Annotated in this window: 14 protein-coding genes; 2 read left to right on the forward strand and 12 right to left on the reverse strand. The window is 70.6% G+C overall.

The features are described from left to right. Positions 1–317: 317 nt before the first annotated feature. A complete protein-coding gene (gene glgB, locus GVL05_RS07235; RefSeq protein WP_159572616.1) occupies positions 318–2,462 on the forward strand; it encodes a 1,4-alpha-glucan branching protein GlgB in 2,145 nt (714 codons plus the stop codon). Positions 2,463–2,552: 90 nt separating this feature from the next. On the opposite strand, the gene GVL05_RS07240 is transcribed toward glgB, so the two are convergent. Both GVL05_RS07240 and GVL05_RS07245 read right to left on the reverse strand, forming a co-directional pair. Then, positions 2,553–3,560 carry a tetratricopeptide repeat protein gene (locus GVL05_RS07240; protein WP_131879800.1) on the reverse strand — a complete coding sequence of 336 codons (1,008 nt, stop codon included), beginning with the start codon at positions 3,558–3,560 and terminating at the stop codon, positions 2,553–2,555. Beyond that, positions 3,557–5,299: a hypothetical protein gene (locus GVL05_RS07245; protein ID WP_131846412.1), complete on the reverse strand. Its 1,743-nt coding sequence runs from the start codon at positions 5,297–5,299 to the stop codon at positions 3,557–3,559. Before GVL05_RS07245 ends, GVL05_RS07240 begins: the two co-directional genes overlap by 4 nt. Positions 5,300–5,483: 184 nt before the next feature. Between GVL05_RS07245 and GVL05_RS07250 the strand changes: the two genes are divergently transcribed. Then, positions 5,484–7,322 (forward strand): hypothetical protein, encoded by a 1,839-nt coding sequence (locus tag GVL05_RS07250; RefSeq protein ID WP_131879802.1) that lies wholly within the window; start codon positions 5,484–5,486, stop codon positions 7,320–7,322. Between the two features lie 91 nt (positions 7,323–7,413). Here GVL05_RS07250 and GVL05_RS07255 read toward each other — a convergent pair whose 3' ends face one another. From GVL05_RS07255 to GVL05_RS07300, 10 genes are all read right to left on the reverse strand, one after another. Beyond that, entirely contained in the window at positions 7,414–8,148 is a 735-nt protein-coding gene (locus tag GVL05_RS07255) for an alpha/beta hydrolase (RefSeq protein ID WP_131846410.1), read from the reverse strand. Then, positions 8,145–8,447, reverse strand: a complete 303-nt coding sequence (locus GVL05_RS07260) for a hypothetical protein (RefSeq protein WP_235035894.1) — start codon at positions 8,445–8,447, stop codon at positions 8,145–8,147. The genes GVL05_RS07255 and GVL05_RS07260 overlap by 4 nt, the downstream gene beginning before the upstream one ends. A gap of 12 nt (positions 8,448–8,459) precedes the next feature. Next, complete coding sequence (locus GVL05_RS20145) at positions 8,460–9,437, reverse strand: lytic transglycosylase domain-containing protein (RefSeq protein ID WP_235035895.1); 978 nt, start codon at positions 9,435–9,437, stop codon at positions 8,460–8,462. A 60-nt stretch (positions 9,438–9,497) separates the two neighbouring features. After that, on the reverse strand, positions 9,498–10,046 hold the full coding sequence (locus tag GVL05_RS07270) for a DivIVA domain-containing protein (RefSeq protein ID WP_111086090.1): 549 nt from the start codon (positions 10,044–10,046) through the stop codon (positions 9,498–9,500). Positions 10,047–10,136: 90 nt separating this feature from the next. Beyond that, positions 10,137–11,081, reverse strand: a complete 945-nt coding sequence (locus GVL05_RS07275; RefSeq protein ID WP_123294841.1) for a phosphatidate cytidylyltransferase — start codon at positions 11,079–11,081, stop codon at positions 10,137–10,139. A 65-nt stretch (positions 11,082–11,146) separates the two neighbouring features. Beyond that, positions 11,147–11,701 (reverse strand): ribosome recycling factor, encoded by a 555-nt coding sequence (gene frr / locus GVL05_RS07280; RefSeq protein WP_111086089.1) that lies wholly within the window; start codon positions 11,699–11,701, stop codon positions 11,147–11,149. 47 nt (positions 11,702–11,748) lie between these two features. After that, a complete protein-coding gene (gene pyrH / locus GVL05_RS07285) occupies positions 11,749–12,468 on the reverse strand; it encodes a UMP kinase (protein ID WP_111086088.1) in 720 nt (239 codons plus the stop codon). A gap of 126 nt (positions 12,469–12,594) precedes the next feature. Beyond that, a complete protein-coding gene (gene tsf, locus GVL05_RS07290) occupies positions 12,595–13,422 on the reverse strand; it encodes a translation elongation factor Ts (protein ID WP_111086087.1) in 828 nt (275 codons plus the stop codon). Positions 13,423–13,504: 82 nt separating this feature from the next. Then, entirely contained in the window at positions 13,505–14,431 is a 927-nt protein-coding gene (gene rpsB / locus GVL05_RS07295; RefSeq protein ID WP_111086086.1) for a 30S ribosomal protein S2, read from the reverse strand. Positions 14,432–14,743: 312 nt separating this feature from the next. After that, entirely contained in the window at positions 14,744–16,186 is a 1,443-nt protein-coding gene (locus tag GVL05_RS07300) for a sugar porter family MFS transporter (protein WP_235035896.1), read from the reverse strand. Between the last annotated feature and the right edge of the window lie 309 nt (positions 16,187–16,495).

Raw genomic sequence — 16,495 nt, forward strand, 5'->3', positions numbered from 1 at the left:
CGCGGACGCCGTCCGACGCGAAGCCGGAGCCGCGCTACGAGCCGCGGGTCTCCGCCCCCGACGAGGACCTGCCAGGCGCTCCCGCTGCACCGCGCGAGGCGCCCGACCGCGGGGTCGCCGAGTCCGCCACGCTGGCGGGGCACCCCGCCGACGCGACGCACCCGCGGGTACCGTCCGTCGACGCCGTCGCGTCCTCGGGCGCTCCGACCGGAGGCCCGTCCACCGTTGCGCCGTCGACCGCCCTCCCGACGCCGCCGGCTCCCGAGCCCGCCACCGCCGACAGCACGGGCCCGCGCCCGGCTCCGGTCGAGCAGTGGCTGCGCCAACAGGTCGCCGAGGGCCGCTGGTCCCAGCCCCACGACGTCCTCGGCCCGCACGCCGTCGACGGTGGCACGAGCGTCCGCGTGGTGCGCCACCTGGCGCAGGCGGTCCGGCTCGTCCGGCTCGACGGCGACGACGTCGAGCTGACCCACGAGGGCGACGGTCTCTGGGCCGGTGCCACCGCCGAGGAGCTCGGGCGCTACCGGGTCGAGGCCGACTACGACTTCGACGAGTCCTCGGAAGAGGACGACGCCACCTGGACGACCGACGACGCGTACCGGTTCGCCCCGACGCTCGGCGAGCTCGACCTGCACCTGTTCGGTGAGGGCCGCGACGAGCAGCTCTGGCACCACCTCGGCGCGCACGTCCGCACGATCGACGGCGTCGACGGCGTCGCGTTCTCCGTGTGGGCACCCCGAGCCACCGCCGTGCGCGTCATCGGCGACTTCGAGGGCTGGGAAGGCCGCACCACCGCGATGCGCCGCCTGAGCGACCTCGGCGTCTGGGAGCTGTTCTGGCCCGGAGCCGTCGCGGGGCAGCGGTACAAGTTCCAGATCCTCACCGACTCCGGCTGGGTCGAGCGCGCGGACCCGTTCGCCCGCGAGGCCGAGATCGCCCCGGCCACCGCCTCGGTCATCACCGAGTCGAGCTACACGTGGTCCGAGGGCGACCGCGCCTGGATGGAACGCCGCGCGGAGACGACCACGCACGACCAGCCGATGAGCGTCTACGAGGTCCACCTCGGCTCGTGGCGCCCCGGGCTGTCCTACCGCGAGGTCGCCGACCAGCTGATCGGGCACGTGCAGTACACGGGCTTCACGCACGTGGAGTTCCTGCCGCTCGCCGAGCACCCGTTCGGCGGCTCGTGGGGCTACCAGGTCACCGGGTACTACGCTCCGACCGCACGCTACGGCTCCCCCGACGACCTGCGGTACCTGATCGACCGCCTGCACTCCGCCGGCATCGGCGTGATCATGGACTGGGTCCCCGGACACTTCCCGAAGGACGAGTGGGCACTCGGACGCTTCGACGGCCACGCGCTGTTCGAGCACCCGGACCCCCGCCGCGGCGAGCAGCTCGACTGGGGCACCTACGTGTTCGACTTCGGGCAGCCGCAGGTCCGGAACTTCCTGGTCGCCAACGCCCTGTACTGGCTGGAGGAGTTCCACATCGACGGCCTGCGCGTCGACGCCGTCGCCTCGATCCTGTACCTCGACTACTCCCGGACCGACTGGCTGCCGAACATCCACGGCGGCCGCGAGAACCTGGACGCCGTCGCGTTCCTGCAGGAGACGAACGCCACCGCCTACAAGCGCTACCCGGGCATCGTGATGATCGCCGAGGAGAGCACCTCGTGGCCCGGCGTGACCCAGCCGACGAGCGCCGGTGGGCTCGGGTTCGGCCAGAAGTGGAACATGGGCTGGATGCACGACTCGCTCGAGTACGTGCAGCGCGACCCCGCGTACCGCAGCTACCACCACGACGAGATCACGTTCTCGCTCGTCTACGCGTTCAGTGAGCAGTTCACCCTGCCGATCAGCCACGACGAGGTCGTGCACGGCAAGGGGTCCCTCTACGGCAAGATGCCCGGCGACGAGTGGCAGAAGCTCGCGAACGTCCGGGCCTACCTGGCGTTCATGTGGGCGCACCCCGGCAAGCAGCTGCTCTTCATGGGGCAGGAGTTCGCCCAGCCCGCAGAGTGGTCCGAGGCGAAGGGGCTCGACTGGTGGCTCCTCGACCAGCCCGGGCACCGCGGCGTGCAGGACCTCGTCGCCGCCCTGAACCGGGTGTACAAGGACACGCCCGCGCTCTGGACGCACGACAGCACGGCCGACGGCTTCGAGTGGATCGAGGGCGGCGACGCACCCCACTCGACGCTCGGGTTCCTGCGCAAGGACGGCGACGACCGGCTGGCGGTGTTCGTGAACTTCTCGGGCGTGCCCGTGGAGCGTCGGTTCGGCCTGCCGAGCGCCGGCGAGTGGCACGAGGTGCTCAACACCGACGCCGCGGAGTACGGCGGCTCCGGTGTCGGCAACCTCGGAGTCGTCACCGCCGAGGACACCCCGTGGGCCGGCCGCCCCGCCTCGGCGCACCTCGTGGTACCGCCGCTCGGCGCAGTCTGGCTCAAGCTCGAGCGCTAGCTGTGGCCCGCGTCCTGGACGCGGCCGCAGACGGACGGGAGGCCCGTGGCGGATCCGCCACGGGCCTCCCGTCCGTTCGTTGCGTGCGTCTTAGTACAGCGCGCTCGCCAGGCGACGGCGGGCCGCGACCACGCGCGGGTCGTCGGTCCCGATGAGCTCGAAGTACTCGACCAGGCGGACGCGCAGGGCCTCACGGTCCTCGCCGAACACCGTCGGCACCAGGTCGAGCAGGCGCCCGAAGGCGTCCTCGACGTGGCCACCGGAGATGTCGAGGTCGGCGACCGCGAGCTGCGCCTGGACGTCCTTCGGACCCGCACCGGCAGCGGCACGGATGTCGTCCGCGGTGTGGCCGTTCAACCGGTCCAGGAGCGACACCTGCGCGAGCCCCGCGACGGCCATCTGGTCGTGCGGGTCCTGCAGGATCGCGGTCTTGTACTCGGTGATCGCCGTGGCGTAGTCGCCCTGCTCGATCGCGTCGTACGCAGCCTGGTGGTGCGGCGGCAGTGCTTCCGGCTCCGGCTCACCCTGCTCGGCGGTGTCCTCGGGCGGAGCGGCACCGTCCACGGTGACGCGACCGGAGACGCCGTTCTGCTCGGCTGCCTGGAGGACCTGCTCGTAGACGTCGCGGACCTGCGCCTCGGGCAGCGCGCCGACGAAGAGCCCGAGCGGGCGTCCGCCGATCAGCGCGGCCACGGTCGGGATCGACTGCGCCTGGAACGCCTGCACGAGCTGGGGGTTCGTGTCGGCGTCCACCTTGGCGAGCAGCACGCGCCCGCCGTACTCGGCGGTCAGCTGCTCGAGGATCGGCGAGAGCTGCTTGCACGGCCCGCACCACTCGGCCCAGATGTCGACGATGACCGGCACCACGGACGACAGCTCCAGGACGTCCTGGAACGTGTCGTCGGTGACGTCGAGCACGAGCGACGGGACGGTCAGGTCGCCGCCGGTCTCGGTGCCCGGCGCTGCTGCACCGGTCGGGCTTCCCGCCTGCGCCGGAGCACCGGCGGGCGGCTGGGGCGGCCGCTGTGCGCGGTCGACGAGGGACGACAGGTCCACGGCTCCGCGGAGCCCGGACGGGGTCGGGGGGATGTTGCTCATTGCACCTCACTCGCTGCGGTCAGGCCCTGCGTGAACCCGAGCAGGACCACTTTGTCATCCGAGGCGACCGGCGGCACGTAGAAGAGCAGCTGGACGCCGTACGTGGCGCTGATGCCCTTCTTGCTCGTGTCGACCCCGGACAGTGCCTTGACGGCACCCTCGGTGTTGACCTCGGCGCCGGAGGCGGTCGGGGTCACCTTCTCGATCTCGTTGAGGTCGGCGGAGACGAGCGCGCCGGCGTCGTCGGTCGCGATCGCGACGGCGGAGTCCTCCGGGGCCTCGGACGAGTACTCGATCTTCGCCGTGTCCGGCAGGGACTTCGCCTTCTTGTCCTTGTACGCCTTGCCGATGGTGGTGCGGAGGCCGTCACCCTCGGTGGCGAACAGGTCGGCGTACTCGCTCTTCGAGTCCTTGGACAGGATGTCGCCGTAGGCGGTCGCGACCTGGTCCGGGGCGATCGCGAGGAGCTTCGACTGCGGGGCCAGGAGCGCCGCACCGATCGACGTCGGGGCGAGGCTCGGGATCTTGGCGTCGGCCTCGAGCGAGACGTCGTAGGCGACCTTGTACGGGTCGCGCGCGGTGTCCTGCACGAGCGTCAGGGCCTGCGGTGCCGACTTGGCGTCGCAGTCCTCGGCGACGATCACGAAGACCGTGCGCGGCCACGTGTCGGTCTGCTGGGGCAACGCGACGCACACCTGACCGGCCGAGATCGCCGGCGGTGCCTTGGCGTCGGAGTCCTTGCCGCGGATGGAGTAGTTCGCCAGGCGCAGGTCGAGCGCGGCACCGGTGAAGCGGGTCTTCGCCAGGTCACGGTCGCGGGCGCCGTCGGACTGCTTCGCCACCGTGGCGATCCGCTCGACGACCCGGGTGATCTGCTGCTTGGTCGCCGCCGTGGGCTCGGTGGTCTCCGCTGCGCCGGTCGCGCTGGCCGTGGGGGTCGGGGTCGCGAGCGAGGGGTCCCCGCCCTGCGGCCAGTAGTCGGAGGAGCAGCCGGCCAGTGCGAGCGTGCCGACGAGCACCACGGGGACCGCGATGAACGCGCGCGATCCGCGGCGGCCCCGGGTCGGGACCTGTGCACCGGCGGCGGCGGCACGGCGCGAGGCCCGCACACGCGGCGGTCGGGTGCCACCGCTGCGACGACGCGGCCCACGACCGCGGCGCTGGTGCAGGAACGCCAGGACCAGCAGCACGATGCCGCCGAGTGCGAAGACGCCACCGGCGACCAGCAGGGGCCCGACGGACGGCGTCGCGGTGTCCTTCGGCCAGGTGACCGAGACGTCGCTCGGGGCGGCGGCGGTGCCGTCGCTGACGATGAGGACCGAGACGTCCTGCGGCAGACGGACCGTGAACTGCCCGGAGCCGTCGTACTCCTGGTACCAGAGGTCACTGCCCTTCGGCGACGGGACGGACGCCTCGGAGCCGGTGGTCTTGCCCACCAGCTTCGCGCTCTCGGCGTCGAACCGGAGCGTGGTGTGCTCGGCGTCACCGACCCACGCGTCGACGTCGGCCGTCTTGCCGTACGCCGCGAAGACCTTGCCGGAGCCGGACACGTTGATGCGCTGGTAGCCGGGGTTCGCGTTGAGCGTCGAACCGGGGATCACGGTGACCGGAGCGGAGCTGGTGGTCGAGCTGTCCGCGACGAGCGAGGACGGCGGAGCGAACACGGTCCGCTGTCCGACCGCCAACGCGACGAGCAGCAGGCCGATGACGAAACTGACGATCGCCAGGACGAATCGCACGAACACTCTCCCTACCGCGCCGGGGTGGGGATGTCGGCGCGCGAATCAGCGACTCAGGATAGCGAGCATGGCTGAGCAGCGCATCCATCCGGGCTGTCGTCGGACTCAGACGACCCCGTCGGGCCACCACTACACTCGACCGCGGGCCGGATCGGGCCCTCCGCCGAGCACCCAGGAGCGACACGTGGCGAACGACGAGGCAGAGTTCGGGACCGAGCTGCGCGGGTACCGCCGCGACGACGTCGACCGCTCACTGAACGACCTGCGCCGTGAGCTCATCAAGTCGAACACCGACCGTGCCGACGCCGCGAAGGAGATCCGTCTCCTGCAGTCCCGCGTCTCCGAGCTCCAGGGCGAACTCGACGAGGCCGGCACCCCCACCTACAGCGGCCTGGGCACGCGACTCGAGTCGACCCTGCGCGTGGCGGAGGAGCAGTCCACCCGTCTCATCAGCCAGGCGGACATCGACGCACAGCGCCTGCGGGCGTCGAGCCGGGCCGAGGCCGACCGCACCGTGCGCGAGGCACAGGAAGAAGCCCGCGACACCCTCGAGGACGCGCGCACCCGCTCCACCAACGAACTCACCCGTGCTCGTGCCGAGGCCGCCGACACCGTCGAGCGTGCCCGTGCCGAAGCCGGCCTGCTGACCCAGGACGCCCGCAACGAGGCCGCGGCCATCCGGGGTGCCGCGGTGACCGAGGCCGCCGAGGTCCGCTCCGTCGCCATCCGTGAGACGAACGCCCTGCGCGCCCAGGTCGAGCACGAGGTCGCCGAGCTGCGCGAGATCGCCCTGCGCGAGTCGGCCGACTCCCGCACCGCCGCGGCCGACCTCGACCGCGAGACCGAGCACCGCCGCTCGGTGTTCGAGGCCGACCACGCCCGCCGGGTCGAGGACCTCGACCACGAGGAGTCCACCCGCCGTCAGGCGCTCGAGCGCGAGGTCGCCGAGGGGCGTGCTGCGTGGCACCGGGAGCGCGACGAGCAGCAGCAGGCGCACGCCCTGGCGATCGAGACCGGCCGCGCCGAGCTGCAGGCCGAGGTCGACCGACGTCGCGCCGAGATCGACGGCGAGTTCGCCGACCGCCGCCGGGTCGTGGACGAGGAACTCGCCGCAGCCCGTGCCGAGTGGGACCGGGAGCTCGCCTCGGCGCGCACCGCCCTGGCACAGGAGGCCGAAGCGTCGCGTGCGCAGCTGCGCGTCGACGAGGAACAGACGCGCGTCGAGAACGAGCGGCTCGTGCAGGAGACCGCCGACCGCATCGCACGCGAGCTCGAGGAGCACGACACCCGCATCGAGCGGGAGCGCGCCGAGGCCGACGCCGCCGCCGAACGCGCTGACCGCGAGCACGAGAACGCCCTCGCCGCCCGCCGCGAACGCGAGCACGCCGAGGTCGACACCGAGATCGCCGACCGTCGCTCCGCCGAACTCGACACCCTCGAGTCCGAGCGCACCGCCCTCCGTCAGGAGATCGACACCGCCCGCGCCGACCTGGCGAAGGAACGTGACGAGGCCCGTGCCGAGGTCGCCCGCGAGCGTGACGAGGCCCGCACGACGCTCGAGTCCGAGCTCGCCTCACGCCGGGACGACGCCGAGCAGGACTACCTGCAGAAGCACCACGAGACCGTCACCGAGACGCAGAAGTACCTCGACGAAGCGAACCTGCAGCTCGCCGAGGCCACGCGCCGTGCCACCGAGGCCCGAGAGCGCGCCGAGCGGCTCCAGCAGGAAGCCGACGACCTCGAGCGCACCAGCACCGCCGACGCGCAGGAGCACGCCCGCACCATCGTCGCCGATGCCCAGGACCGCGTGCACCGGATGGTCTCCGATGCCGAGGAGCGCACGGCTGCCATCACCGCCGAGGCCGAGGACCGACTGTCGGCGATCCGCACCGAGCGCGAAGCCGTGGCGGGCTACCTGGAGAACCTGCGCGGCGTGCTCACGCACGCGACCGGCCTGCTGGGGACCGCGCCCGGCACCGCGCCCGGAGCGGCCGACGACGCAGTGGACGCGACCGAACGCTGACGCGAGCCGACCGGGAGGCGCGGGTCGCGCCTCCCGGTCGGCCCACCGCACCGAGGTGGGCACGCACCGTGCGTCGGACCGGCGAGCGCCGTCAGACCGGCCAGTGCGTCGGCAGCGGCGCGCTGCCCGGCACGACGAGGTCGGCGACGGCGTCGAGGACGATCCGGACGTAGCGCTCCCCCACCCACAGGTGCTTCGCGCCCTCGATCGGGACGACCCGGACGTTCGGGGCGACGGCGAACCGGGCGATCGCTTCGTCGGGCTGCAGGAAGTCGTCGTGCTCGGGCACCAGGGCCACCACCGGGACGTCCACGGCTGCCCAGCGCGCGAGCTCGTCCTCCGTGGTGCGGTGCAGCGGCGGCGAGAGCAGGACCACGCCCGCCACGGTGCCGGCCTCGACGTGTTCCAGTGCGTGCTTGAGGATCACCTCGGTGCCGAAGGACCACCCGACCAACCACGGCGTCGGCAGACCACGGTCGACCACCTCGGCGACGGCGGCGCGCAGGTCGAATCCCTCGGAGACACCCTCGCCGAACACACCCTCGGACGTGCCGCGTGGCGACGTCACCGACCGGAAGTTGAAGCGCAGGACCGCGATGTCCGCCAGCGCCGGCAGACGCGCGGCGGCCTTCTTGAGCACGTGCGAGTCCATGAAGCCGTGCGCGGTCGGCAGTGGGTGCAGCGTCACGACGGTGCCCCGTGCCGAGCGCGACTCCGGTTCGGCGAGCTCCCCGACCAGGGTGAGGTGGTCGTCGGTGACGAGCTCGACGTCGGTGCGGCGAGCGGGCAGCTGCGTGGCGGAGCGGATCTCGCCGTCGTCGGTCATGCGATGCTCCAGCAGTGGTTGTGCCAGTGACGGCGCGATGCCAGGTCGGCAGCGTCGCCGAGGACCCCGTCGGAACGCCAGACCACCACGTGTGCGGTGCCGGGCAGGACCGTACCGCCGCACCCGGGGCAGACGTACTCCTTCTGCGCCGAGGCCGCGGAGACGGGCTGGACGAGGTACTCCCGCCCGCGACGCACCTCGGTGCGCTTCCACGAGCTCATCAGCCGATCGAGGCCGGTGTCCTCGTCAGGCTCGACGTCGCGACCACGGGGACGCCGCGGCCGGTTGCTGCGCGGCACCCCAACTGCCGATCAGTACCAGTTGTTCGCCTGGCTGTGGCCCCAGGCGCCGCAGGGCGTGCCGTAGACACCGGCGATGTAGTTGAGACCCCACGTGATCTGCGTCGCGGGGTTCGTCTGCCAGTCGGCACCGGCGGTCGCCATCTTGCTGCCCGGGAGCGCCTGCGGGATGCCGTACGCGCCGCTGGGGTTGTAGGCGTTCACCCGCCAGCCGGACTCCTTGTTCCACAGCGAGACGAGGCAGTTGTACTGGTCGGTTCCCCAACCCCGGGCCGTGACGAGCTGCAGGGCGATGGCCTGTGCGCTGCCCGCGTCGGGCGTCGCGGCGACGGCGGCCAGCGTGTTCGCGGCGGAGACGGTCTCGGTCTCGGTCGCGGCGGCGTCGGTCGTCTCGTCGGTGGTGGCGTCGTCGGCTTCTTCCTCGACGACGGGCTTGACGACCTTGGGCGCCGGCACGGTCACGCCGTAGCCGTCACGGTCGGCAGCGGCGTCGCCGTAGGTGCCGTGCGCGGTGTACTGCTGCGGGGCCTGCGGCGTCTTCACGAGCACCGGGGTGTCGACCGCGGCCTGCGCGACGTCGGCCTGGAGCGGGTTGAAGAGCGACGCCCCGACGAAGAGGAAGACCCCGACGAACGAGAACGCCGGAACCGAGGAACGCTTCCGTGCGAAGGCGTTGACCGCGGCGGCTGCGCCACGGCTCGGCTGCTGCGCCGTCGCGGTGCGCTGCTTGGCGGCGCGCGGGTCCACCCGGGCCGCGGGGGCCTCGTGCGCGAACGCGGCGATGCGTTCGTCGGACACGCGGTTCGCTGCGACGGACTTCGGCGTCGCGACGGGACCGGTCTCCGGCAGGACCTGCGGGTTCGCCTGGAGCACCGAGGTGTCCGCCGTACGGGTTCGGTTCAGTGCCGCGCGGCGCTCACCCGAAGCCTGGAGGCTGAGGTGCTCGCGGGGATCGCGGTCGGAGCTGTGGTCTGCCGTGTGCCTGCCCATGAGTAGGACCAGGGTAACGGAACGATCACGGAAAGCGAAGCACCTGGGTGCAGCGCGTCGTCAGCGGACGGCGAGCATGACCTCGACGACGGCGTCGAGCAGCGCGTCCACCTGGCCCTCGCGGTAGCCGCCGTGCTTCGGGCGGAACACGATCGACCGCACCTCGGTGAGGCTCAGCGGCTTGCCCTCGCGGAAGTAGCCACCGAGGCGGGCCGCGAACGCGTCGACGTCCTTCGGGTGGTAGCCGGTGCCGAGCACGCTCACCCGGTTGAACCGCTGTCCGTCCGGGCGCTCGAGGCGGGCCACGACGTCGGAGGCCTTCGTGCGGGCCTCGGCGTACCAGGCCTTCTGTCCGGCGTCGCCGATCTCCCGCTCGCGCTCCCGGGCCGCGAAGGCGTCCTCGAGGCGCTCCAGCGCTGCGTCGACGTGCGAGGTGGAGTAGCCGCCCTTGCGCATCGAGAACGCGGTGGCGCGGATCTTCGCAGCCTCGATGCCGGGGGCGCTGTCGTCGGCGGAGTACGCACGACGGGCGTCCTCGAGGAAACGCTCGACTTCGTCGACGTCGTATCCGAGGGCGGAGCGGGCTGCGGTCGGGAAGGTGGTGGCCACGGCGTCATTCTGCCAGTCCCGACCCGTGGCACAACCTGGACGCGCTGAGGGCGGCGCTCAGGGTGGGCCGACGAGGTCGATCGAGGTCGGTCAGTGGTTGACGATCAGGTACAGCACGTAGGCGACGGCAGCCGACGGCAGGATGCTGTCGATGCGGTCGAGCAGTCCGCCGTGCCCGGGCAGGAAGGAAGAGATGTCCTTGATGCCGAGGTCGCGCTTGATCATCGACTCGGTGAGGTCACCCAGGGTCGCGGACCCGGAGATCAGCACGCCGAGCACGACGCCGGTCCACCACGGCAGGCCGAGCATGAGCCAGGCGACCAGGATGCCGACGATGATGCTCGCTGCGACCGATCCGGCGAAGCCCTCCCACGTCTTCTTCGGGCTGATCCGCGGCGCCATCGGGTGCTTGCCGAGGTTCAACCCGGTGGCGTAGGCACCGGTGTCGACAGCGACGACGACCAGGATGAAGCCGATCACCCACAGGTTGCCCTGCGACTGCGCGGAGAGCAGGACGACACAGGCGCCGAGCAGCGAGATGTACGCCTGCACGAACAGACCGTTCGTGACGTCGCGGAACACGTCGCCGGCCGACGGCTTCTGCCGCGAGAGCGCGACCTCGACCAGACGCCAGAGGCTGATCAGGACGATGCCACCGAGCAGCGTGAAGAGTGCCGCGACCTGCCCGAGCAGGAACGCCGCCGGCACGATCGCGATCGCGACGGCGACGCTCGGGATCCGCGGGACGTCCCGGCCGGCGAAGCGCATGGCGCTCGTGAGCTCGTAGACGCCCACGCCGAGCAGGAACGCCGCCACGACCATGAACGACGGCGGCCAGATGAGGAGCGTGCCGAGCATGACCACGGCGAACGCGAGCGCGATGCCGATCGCCGCCGGCAGGTTGCGCCCGGTGCGCGCCGTCAGGGCCTCGTTGCGCGCACCGAAGTCGGCCTTGCGCTGCCGGAGCTGCGCCTCGAAGTCGGTGCGGGCCGCTCGGGCACGCGCATCGAAGTCCTGGCGGAGCCCCTTCTTCACGGGCCCGGTGTGGTCGGGTCCGTGCTCTGCTGTGGGGCGTTCACCGCCCTGGTCCGGGCGGCGCATCAGACCTCGAGGAGTTCGGCTTCCTTCTTCTTCAGCGACTCGTCGATCTGGTCGACGTGCTTCTTCGTCAGGGCCTCGAGGTCCTTGTCGCCGCGCGAGATCTCGTCGTCCGAGATCTCACCCTTGAGTGCGTCAAGGTCGTCCTTGGCCTTGCGGCGGATGTTCCGGATGACGACCTTGTGGTCCTCGCCCTTCGTCCGCACGAGCTTGACGAACTCCTTGCGGCGGTCCTTGGTGAGCTCCGGGATCGTCACGCGGACGATGTCGCCGTCGTTCGTCGGGCTGGCGCCGAGGTTCGGGAACGTCGCGATGGCGCGCTCGATCTCCTTGAGCGCCGTCTTGTCGTACGGCGTCACGATGAGCGTGCGGGCCTCGGGCGTCTGCAGCGACGCGAGCTGCGCGAGCGGCGTCGGCGTGCCGTAGTACTCGACCGGGATCTTCTGGAAGAGCGCCGCGTTGATGCGGCCGGTGCGGACGGTCGAGAAGTCGTCCTTGGCGACCTCGACAGCCTTCGCCATCTTCTCGGTGGCTTCGGTCAGGACATCACTGATCACGGTGTTACTCCTTCGGTACTGGCGTCGAGTCTAGTCAGCGGTGCGGGTCAGTTGCTGACCACGGTGCCGATGCGCTCGCCACGGATGGCGGCCTGGACGTTGCCGTCGCCCTCCATGCCGAAGACGTGCATCGGCATGCCGTTGTCCATGCAGAGCGAGAACGCCGTGGCGTCGACGACCTTCAGGCCCTTCAGGAGCGCGTCCTGGTAGGTCACGTGGTGCAGCTTCTCGGCCGTGGCGTCCTTCTTCGGGTCCGCCGTGTACACGCCGTCGACACCGTTCTTGGCGACGAGGACCTCGTCGGCCTTGATCTCGAGCGCTCGCTGCGCGGCCACCGTGTCGGTCGAGAAGTACGGCAGACCGGCGCCGGCGCCGAAGATGACGACGCGGCCCTTCTCGAGGTGCCGCTCGGCGCGCCGCGGGATGTACGGCTCGGCGACCTGGGTCATCGCGATGGCCGACTGCACGCGCGTGGCGGCCCCGGCCTGCTCGAGGAAGTCCTGCAGGGCGAGCGCGTTCATCACGGTGCCGAGCATGCCCATGTAGTCGGCACGGCCGCGGTCCATCCCGCGCTGCGAGAGCTCGGCGCCGCGGAAGAAGTTGCCCCCGCCGACGACGATCGCGATCTCGACCTCGCGCGCGGCGACGGCGATCTCCTTGGCGATGGCCCCGATCACGTCGGGGTTCACGCCGAGCGATCCGGCCCCGAAGGCCTCTCCCGACAGCTTCAGCAGTACGCGGCGTCGTCCGGTCTTCTCGTCGGTCATCTGATCGCACCCTTCGTCGTGGTCTCGTGGAAATGTACTCGCGGATGTGTCGCGTGTGTGTCGCGCCCGGAGGCGCGAAAAACGGGGCCAGGAACCTGGTTGGTTCCTGACCCCGTCACGGGTTCGTTACGCGCCGACCTTGACGCGGGCGAAGCCCTGGATCGTGATGCCGGCGTTCTCGGCGGCCTTCGCGACGGAGATCTTGTTGTCCTTCGCGTAGTCCTGGTCGAGGAGCGACACCTGCTTGATGTAGGCGTTCACCCGACCCTCGACGATCTTCGGGAGCGCAGCCTCGGGCTTGCCCTCCTCGCGCGTGATCGCCTCGACGGTCGCACGCTCCTTGGCGATCTCGTCGGCCGGGACCTCGTCGCGGGTCAGGTACGTCGGGTTCGCGAACGCGACGTGCTGGGCGATCGAGCGGGCCTCGGCAGCGTTGTCACCCTCGTACGCGATGACGACGGCGATCTGCGGCGGCAGGTCCTGGCTGGTCTTGTGCAGGTAGATCTCGAAGGCCGAGCCCTCGACACGGCGGACCGTGCGGACCTCGAGCTTCTCGCCCAGTGCGGCGGCCGACTCGTTGACGACCTCGAGGACGGTCTTGCCGTCGACGGGGGCGGCGTTCGCGGCGGCGACGTCAGCTGCACCGGCGGCCGCGACGGCCCCGAGCACCTTGTCGGCCAGCGTCGTGAACTTCTCGTTCTTCGCGACGAAGTCGGTCTCGCTCGCGAGCTCGACGACCGTGGCGGCGCCGTTCTCGGAGCTCGCGACGACGACACCCTCGGAGGTGGCGCGGTCGTCGCGCTTGGCGACGGCCTTCGCACCCTTGATGCGGAGCAGCTCGACGGCCTTGTCGTAGTCGCCGTCGGCCTCGACGAGCGCGTTCTTCGCGTCCATCATGCCGGCGCCGAGGTCCTCGCGGAGCTTCTTCACGTCAGCAGCGGTGAAGTTTGCCATTGACTGTCCTTTCTGGACGGTACGGGTGTGGAGAGTGGTGACGCAGGCGCCGGACCCGATCGGGTCCGGCGCCTGCGACAGGTCACTCGGCGGGGGTGGTCTCCGCGGCTGCCTCGGCCTCGGCCGTCGGCTCCGCGTTCTTCGCGTCGTCGGCGATCGGCTCGCCGATCTCCTTCGCGGCGACCTGCGCGTCAGCGTTGTTCTCCTCGACGGTCGCGCCCTCGGGAGCGGCGTCGGCGGACGGCGTCGCGGCGTCGCCACCGAGGAGCTCCTGCTCCCACTCGGCGAGGGGCTCTGCGGCCTCTTCGTCGTCGCCACCGTTGTGGCGGGTCTTCAGGCCCTCGGCCGCGGCGTCGGCGACGATGCGGGTGAGGAGACCGACGGAGCGGATCGCGTCGTCGTTGCCCGGGATCGGGTACGTGATCTCGTCGGGGTCGCAGTTGGTGTCGAGGATGCCGATGATCGGGATACCGAGCTTCTGCGCCTCGTCGACGGCGAGGTGCTCCTTCTTGGTGTCGACGATCCAGAGCGCGCTCGGGGTCCGCGTGAGGTTGCGGATACCACCGAGGGTCTTGTGGAGCTTGTCCAGCTCGCGCTTCTTGATGAGGAGCTCCTTCTTGGTGAAGCCCTTCGTCGTGTCGTCGAAGTCGATCTCCTCGAGCTCCTTCATGCGCGCGAGGCGCTTGGAGACCGTCTGGAAGTTCGTGAGCAGACCGCCGAGCCAACGCTGGTTGACGTACGGCTGGCCGACGCGGGTCGCCTGCTCGGCGATGGAGCCCTGCGCCTGCTTCTTGGTGCCCACGAAGAGGATCGTGCCACCGTGCGCGACCGTCTCCTTGACGAAGTCGTACGCGCGGTCGATGAAGGCCAGCGACTGCTGCAGGTCGATGATGTGGATGCCCGAGCGCTCGGCGAGGATGAAGCGCTTCACCTTCGGGTTCCACCGGCGGGTCTGGTGTCCGAAGTGGACGCCGCTGTCGAGCAGCTGGCGGATGGTGACGACGGCCATGTGCCGTCCTCCTTCTGTGTTCTCGGAGCGCAGCCGTGCTGTGCCCCTGTTGCGGTTGTGTCGAGCACGACCGGAGGTCGTGATCCCTGGTGTCCTGGCACGCGACCGCCCGCTCGTGAGAGCGGGACCGGTGGTCGGGTGCCGGGTCGGAGACGGCGAACCGTTGACGACCCTGTGGACACGCGAAGTCAGCGCGCATCAGCGCACTGCTGGAGAAATGCTAGCAGACAGGAGGCCCGGATCACGCGCGCCGACCGGCTGACGTGATCCGGGCCTCCTGTCCGGTGTCCTGGGTGTCTCAGACGCGACTGATCACGCCTTCGCGTTCACCGTGTCGCCCTCGGCGGAGATGCCCATCTCCTCGAGCGAGCGACCCTTGGTCTCCGGGATCTTCGCGATGACGAAGAAGAACGAGATCAGCGCGAACAGCGCGTAGATGCCGTACGTGACCGTCAGGTTGAAGCCGGACAGCACCGGGAAGGTGATCGTGACGATGAAGTTCGCGACCCAGTTGGCGGCCGAGCCGATGCCGAGCGCCGTGGCGCGGATGCGGTTCGGGAACATCTCGCCGAGCAGCACCCACATGAGCGGACCCCACGTCGCACCGAACGACACGACGAACAGGTTCGCGAAGATGAGGGCGATGACGCCCCACGCGCCGGGGAGGCTCGGGTTGCCGTCCACGATCGTCGACTGCGAGAACGCGATCGCGACCATCGCCAGCGACACGAACATGCCGGCGGAACCGGTGACGAGCAGCGGCTTCCGACCGACCTTGTCGACCAGGAAGATCGCGATGAACGTGACCGCGACGTTGACCACCGACGTGATCGTCGAGATGAGGAACGAGTCGCTCTCCTTGAACCCGACGGCCTGCCAGAGCGTCGTCGAGTAGTAGAAGATCACGTTGATGCCGACGAACTGCTGCAGGACGGCCAGGATGATGCCGACCCAGACGATGGGCTGCAGGCCGAAGCGGTTGCCCCGGATGGAGCCCTTCTTCTCGTTGGCTTCCTTCTTGATGCCGTCCTGGATCTCCTCCAGGCTCGTGTTCACCGTGTCGCGCGGGACGATCTTCGTCATGACCGCGCGGGCGTCCTCCGTCCGCCCCTTGGCGAGCAGGTAGCGCGGCGACTCCGGCAGCGTGATCGCCAGGATGCCGTAGACCACCGACGGGATCACGCCGACCAGGAACATCCAGCGCCAGGCCGGGAGGCCGAAGACCTCGGCGGACGCGCTGCCTGCCGTGACGGCGAAGAACTGGTCGGAGAGCAGCGCGGCGAAGATACCGAGCGTGATGGCGAGCTGCTGGAACGAGGCCAGGCGCCCGCGGATCGCCTTCGGCGAGACCTCGGAGATGTACGCCGGCGCGATCACCGAGGCCGTACCGATGCCGAGGCCGCCGACGAGACGCCACAGGACGAAGTCCCACGTGGCGAACGCGAAGCCGGAGCCGATCGAGCTCACCAGGAACAGCACCGCGGCCCAGAACATCACCCGGGTGCGACCCCAGCGGTCAGCGAGTCGACCAGCGAAGTAGGCGCCGAACGCACAGCCGATGAGCGCGGACGCGACGGCGAAGCCGCTCGCCGCCTCGGACAGGCCGAACTCGCCCTTGATGGCCTCGACGGCGCCGTTGATGACCGACGAGTCGAAGCCGAAGAGGAAACCGCCCACCGCTGCTGCGATGGCGAACGCGGTGACCTTCCCCTTGAACGCACGGTCCTCGCCGTGCCCGGTGGCTGTGTTGGACACGATGCTCCTGGGTTCTGCCGGCCGTGCTGCTGTGGGCACGGTGCCCCGGCGGTCGGCTCGTTCGCCGTCCGTGCGGCGTTGCGTGGTCCGGAGCGGCCCCGACTGTACTCCTCGTGGTGGATGTGGTCATAACCGGGTGCGGGTGTCGGCGCGGGGCGGTCGGGGTGTGGGCGTGGGCTTGGGCACGACCTTTCCGACAGTCCACGCGGTGATCACCTCGTGCTTCGTCGCACGACGCGTCCGCATGCTCGTTCGTTGCGGTCGCGTCGTCCCTCCACAGGCCGGGAGGCCCGCCCCACCCTCCACGGA

The organism is Curtobacterium sp. 18060, from assembly GCF_902706105.1.
Taxonomy (GTDB): domain Bacteria; phylum Actinomycetota; class Actinomycetes; order Actinomycetales; family Microbacteriaceae; genus Curtobacterium.

What these genes read in the sequence shown, in the direction of transcription:
- GVL05_RS07240 (WP_131879800.1), bottom strand. Translation starts at nt 3,560, where the DNA reads ATGAGCAACATCCCCCCGACCCCGTCCGGGCTCCGCGGAGCCGTGGAC.
- GVL05_RS07255 (WP_131846410.1), bottom strand. Translation starts at nt 8,148, where the DNA reads ATGACCGACGACGGCGAGATCCGCTCCGCCACGCAGCTGCCCGCTCGC.
- GVL05_RS20145 (WP_235035895.1), bottom strand. Translation starts at nt 9,437, where the DNA reads ATGGGCAGGCACACGGCAGACCACAGCTCCGACCGCGATCCCCGCGAG.
- pyrH (WP_111086088.1), bottom strand. Translation starts at nt 12,468, where the DNA reads ATGACCGACGAGAAGACCGGACGACGCCGCGTACTGCTGAAGCTGTCG.
- tsf (WP_111086087.1), bottom strand. Translation starts at nt 13,422, where the DNA reads ATGGCAAACTTCACCGCTGCTGACGTGAAGAAGCTCCGCGAGGACCTC.
- rpsB (WP_111086086.1), bottom strand. Translation starts at nt 14,431, where the DNA reads ATGGCCGTCGTCACCATCCGCCAGCTGCTCGACAGCGGCGTCCACTTC.